This is a genomic window from Anaerosporobacter sp. (assembly GCF_031551385.1).
Classification (GTDB): domain Bacteria; phylum Bacillota; class Clostridia; order Lachnospirales; family Lachnospiraceae; genus Anaerosporobacter.
The window spans coordinates 1-5,283 of record NZ_JAVBNS010000178.1 but is presented as its reverse complement, the minus strand read 5'-3'; the positions used below and the strand labels follow the sequence as shown (position 1 = coordinate 5,283).

Annotated in this window: 4 protein-coding genes and 1 pseudogene; all 5 read left to right on the top strand. The window is 35.2% G+C overall.

Features of this window, described 5'->3' with window-relative positions:
- Positions 1-3: 3 nt before the first annotated feature.
- A complete protein-coding gene (locus RMR19_RS14345; protein ID WP_310604181.1) occupies positions 4-309 on the top strand; it encodes a MobC family plasmid mobilization relaxosome protein in 306 nt (101 codons plus the stop codon).
- Entirely contained in the window at positions 299-1,741 is a 1,443-nt protein-coding gene (locus RMR19_RS14340) for a relaxase/mobilization nuclease domain-containing protein (RefSeq protein ID WP_310604180.1), read from the top strand. The genes RMR19_RS14345 and RMR19_RS14340 overlap by 11 nt, the downstream gene beginning before the upstream one ends.
- Positions 1,742-1,905: 164 nt before the next feature.
- Positions 1,906-3,591, top strand: a complete 1,686-nt coding sequence (locus tag RMR19_RS14335) for a TIR domain-containing protein (protein WP_310604179.1) — start codon at positions 1,906-1,908, stop codon at positions 3,589-3,591.
- 113 nt (positions 3,592-3,704) lie between these two features.
- Positions 3,705-4,700: a TRADD-N-associated membrane domain-containing protein gene (locus RMR19_RS14330; RefSeq protein WP_310604178.1), complete on the top strand. Its 996-nt coding sequence runs from the start codon at positions 3,705-3,707 to the stop codon at positions 4,698-4,700.
- Positions 4,701-4,867: 167 nt separating this feature from the next.
- Positions 4,868-5,283 (top strand): annotated as a pseudogene (locus RMR19_RS14325) (hypothetical protein); the annotation flags it as partial.

The window sequence follows — 5,283 nt, the reverse complement described above, 5'->3', positions numbered from 1 at the left end:
GTAATAAAGCAGTTTCGCCTAACAAAACGAGAGGCAACGATTCTAAAAAAACAGGCAGAAGAACGAAAGGTATCGGAGTCAGTGTATTTGCGCTTGTTGCTTAGTCAGAAACCAAATGATTACCCTGAAATCCGGCAGCTTTTGAAAGAACTTATCAATGAGGTCAATGCCATTGGTAATAACATTAACCAGATTACCAAAAATCACAACTCTATGCTGTATTCTGAATCGGACAGAGAGTTGCTGTTTGCTTATATGAAGAAACTTAATCTTCAGGTAAAAGAGGTGAGAACTAAGATTGGCAATTAGTAAAATACTTTACATAGGGGATTGTGGCGCTGGTTATTCTGGAAAGCATTTAAGGCAGGCGATTGACTATATCATGGCTCGAGAAAAGACTGGCGGAGAAAGGTGGATTGGTACGCTTAACTGCCAGCAGGAAAATATCTATGAACAAATGCGTAGTACAAAAGTGCAATTTGGAAAGACGGATCAAAGACAGGGGTATCATTTGATGATATCGTTTGTTGAGGGGGAAGTGGATGCAGAAACGGCTTTTGATGTAATTGGAAGATTTACCAAAGAATATTTGGGAAAGGATTTTGAAGCGGTTTATTCGGTTCATGACAATACGGATCATATTCATGGACATATTGTATTCAATAGTGTTAGCTTTCGTACAGGAATCAAATACAGATATAAAAAGGGGGATTGGGCAAAATATATTCAACCTATAACGAATCGGCTCTGTGAAGAATATGGCTTGTCTACGATTGATATCTCGGAGGATAGAGTAAAGACATCCGAGAATTATCATGAATGGAATGATTTTCGGAATGGCAAGTTCGTCTGGGCTGATATGATAAAACGTGATTTGGATGCCTGTATTATGCAGGCACCGACCTATGATTCGTTTCTTTCGCTGCTATCAGAGATGGGGTATGAGATAAAACAAGGAAAATATTTAGCGATTAAGCCCATGGGGCTTACCCGTTATAAGCGATGTAAAAGCCTTGGAGCAAATTATACGGAGGAACGAATTAGGGAACGTATTTTGACAGAAAATTTGTCAGATATACTTGTGACGAAACAAAAGGATATGCCACAGATTGTTCGATGCAGGATAAAAAGGTATCATCGGGCAAAGCTATCAGGGCTTCAAAAAAGATACTTTTCAAAACTTTATCGAATGGGTCAGTTGAAGAAACGTCCATATAGTCAGGCATATAAATACCGGAACGAGATAAGAAAAATGCAACAATTGCAAGAAGAATACCTTTTTCTATCAAGGTATGAAATTTCCAATGGAACAGAGTTGGCAGTCTTATCTGAGAATATGACAGTAAAAAAGAAGGAGGTACAAAAAGAGAAGAGCAAAATATATAAAGAGCGTGCCGGTTTCAAGCCCTTGTTTGATATTATGGAAGAGATGATTGAGCTAAAATACTGTGAAAACTGCTATCAGAAGGGGGAGGCATTATTTGCAGAGGAGCATGAACGTTTTTTGATATTAAGTGGCAAACTATTGAATGAAGGATATACAATTGGGCAACTGCAAAAGTTAAAGGAGCATTATCGAAATGAAGTTACCATAATATATCAAAAAGAAAAATTTGTAGTACGAGAAGAGCGAACTGCTAAACGGCTATTAATGGGATTTCAAACCACTGAAACTGTACAAGAAAAAGAAAACCAATATTCAAGAGAGGAGCCGAATAAAAGTAAGAACAAGAAAATTTGATACTTAATATAACAAAATTGAGCACTATATTTTGATATGTTTATCTGATATAATTGGTTTAAATTTTGAAATCAAAATATCAGCAGGATTTGAATGATTTTAGATTACTTCACCTGAAAGCCTACTAATCAAGGTATCTTCAACAGAGCCAGGAGGGTATTGAGTTGAATAAGACAAACTATTCGGATATTTTAAAGGAATTGGTAAGATCTGCAGAGGAAGGCGACGCAGTAGCCCAGAATAATTTAGGAATATGTTATTTTTCTGGTGATACAGTTGAACAGAATTATGAAAAAGCGGCAATATGGTTTGGCAAAGCTGCAGAGCAGGGTTATGCAGAGGCTCAAGGAAACATAGGTGCTTGTTATTATCATGGCAATGGGGTTGCTCAAGATTATTCTCAAGCTGTAAAATGGTTTGAAAAAGCTTCAGAGCAAGGCGATATTGAATCTTTAAATGAATTGGCATCATGCTATTATTATGGAGATGGAGTTGAGGAGGATTTAACACAAGCTATGAAATTATTTGCTAAAGCTGCTGAGCAAGGTCATGTGGGAGCTCAATATAATTTGGGTGAGTGTTATTATTATGGCTATGGTGTTGAGGAAGATTATTTGAAAGCTGTGAAGTGGTATAGGGTGGCAGCAGAGCACGGAAGTGCAGAAGCACAATATAGGATGGGAGTCTGCTATGATTTTGCTATTGGTATTGAACAGGATCAAGAACAAGCTGTGATGTGGTATACAAAATCTGCTGAGCAAGGATATGCTCTCGCCCAAAACAATTTAGGAGCCTGCTATAATATGGGTATAGGTATCGGTAAAGATTACATGCAAGCTGTAAAATGGTTCATTAAATCAGTAGAACAAGATAATACACAAGCGCAATATAATTTAGGCTGCTGCTATTATGATGGAAATGGTATTGAACAGAATTACGAGCAAGCCTATTGCTTGTTTGTCACTGCCGCCGAAAAGGGATATGTTCATGCATATGTGAATTTGGGGAATTGTTATTTAAAAGGTCAGGGTGTCAAGATAAATTATGCACATGCCATAGAATGGTATAGAAAAGCGGCAGAGCAAGGTGATGCGGAGGGTCAATGTAATTTAGGTGTATGTTATTATAATGGCACTGGTGTTAAACAAGATTATAAACAGGCTGTGGAGTTATTCAAAATGGCTGAAAGTCAAGGTCTTGACGATGCACAGTACCGATTAGGTATTTGTTATTCGAATGGTGAGGGTGTTGAACAAGATTATAAGCAGGCAGTAAGGTTGTTACGCATAGCTGCGGCACACGGTAATGCTCTTGCATCTGATGCCCTAGATGGAATAACCAAATTGCATGAGGCAGAAAGGAGAGATCGCATGTCGCATCGCACAGAGGTCTTTATCAGTTATACGCATTCTGACAAAAAATATCTTAATGAACTGAACATGTTTCTCAAATCGCTTACATTAGATCAAGGCATAAAGATATGGTATGACCAGATGATTAAAACTGGTGACGAGTGGAAAAAAGAAATTCGGGAACATATGTCAATAGCCAGAGCTGCGATACTCATGGTATCACAGGCCTTTCTTGTATCGGAATTTGTTCGTAATGAAGAATTACCTGAACTTTTACAAGCGGCTATAGATGAAGAAGCAACTATTATGTGGATTCCAGTTGGTGTTTCAAGGGTTAGTGATACTCGTATAAAGGGTAAGGGCAACAATGAAATTTGCATTGCTGATTATCAAGCAGTAGGGGGTTCCATAAAACCATTGCAAAGTATGAAAAAAAATGAGCGAGATGAAATATATAATAAGCTTTGTGAGGATATAAAAAAATGTTTTGGTGATTAATTAGTTGTGTTAATCGAGAGATGTGTGGCTAAGGCTGAAAAGAATGTAGCTATCACAATATAGTAAGAAATCATGCTTATTATGTAAATAGAACATATTATGAGGAGGATATATTGAAGAAACCTAAGAAATCAAATCCGGTTGATTTGAAAAAGCTTACAGAACAGAAAACGGATTGTACAACGAAAAAAAAAGTTATTAAACCTAAGCAAACATTGCTTCAGCTAATCTTTAAAATTATGTTTGCACCAATTAGAATAACTCTTGATAATGTAGAGTCTATTTTGGATGCCAATTTTACAAGTATTTTTCACATTCTTTTTGAAGGTGCAAAGTTAACAGCCTTTGATATAGATAGCATAGAAAAAACAAGAGAAGCCTACATAAATAGAATAAGTAAATTAGGAACTCAGATGGAAAAAATAAAAATGCGTTTTCGATGGATTTTATTTTTCTCAATACTTTTTTTTATAGGCGGAGTTATTTTATTAACGGTAACGGTTATTAAGTATTTTTCAAACATGACTCATTTTAACTTTTTTGGCGATTTTTTTATAAGCTCATGTATATTCTTTTTTATTAGCATCATACTGTTTGTTTATTATTCGTTTGATTATTCAAGAATAAAATTTGTTTTTCTGGATCTTATTGAAAATTTAAAAGATGAATTGGAACTTCTGGAAGTGGATGAATTAGACAATGTGAAACGAGCAGAAAAGTTATTTAATATAAATCAAAAAGAATTAAAGAGGTATTATGATTTAAATATTAAGCATTTAAAGTCCGTTTTTCCATTAGGCATTGTCATTATTTTCGTAGGAATAGGGATAATAATTGGAACTTTGCTTTTTTTCAAGAATGCAGATAGTAAAACACTTGAATTAGCAATTGGCTGCATTAGTGGTATGCTTGTTAATTTTATTGGGGCAATGTTTATAAAAATATATGTAGAAACAGTGAATTCATCTACAAAGTTTCACGAAAAGTTAATATATACAAATAGTATGTTATTTTCAAATGTATTAATAGCAAAAGTTAAGGATGATTCTGCTAGAGATGTTGCATTCACTGAAATTGCTAAGATCATTACGCAACACAAGTTTGAGTAATAATGTAAATGTTTTATTCATGCAGATATTTTGAATCTTATATTATGGACATATTTTTGGCGTGGACAACTTGATGATGAATGTACAGTAGATATAAAAAGAAAAGAAGAATTAATTGGCAGCTTTAATAGCTGCCTTTTTTGTTTGGAGAAAGAAGGGTAAATTATATGCAAGAAAGAAATCCAATTAGCAGTATGGATTTAAAAACGTGTATCAGCAATATGCGGAAAAATCCAAGATTTACAGATGAAATTATCCAGCTAGTCCAGGAAGATTTAGCTTTTGGACTGACAAAGGAAGAAACGGAGGAATATACAGAACGGAAATATGATATCAAACAAATGCAGGTCTATTCCCAATGCTTAAGAAAAGGGATTGAAAAAGAGGATAGAGCCATTATTACCTCGGAAGGACTTACCGGAGAGCAGATGGCGATTGCGCTGGAGTTTTATGAAAAGGGCATTGACCTTGATACCATAAAAAAGGTCATATCTGAAAAAGAAAATACAGCCTTCGTAATGCGAAAGTTATTCCAAAATATACTTACAAAAATGCAGGCAACCGGAAATGCTTTAGGAGAAGA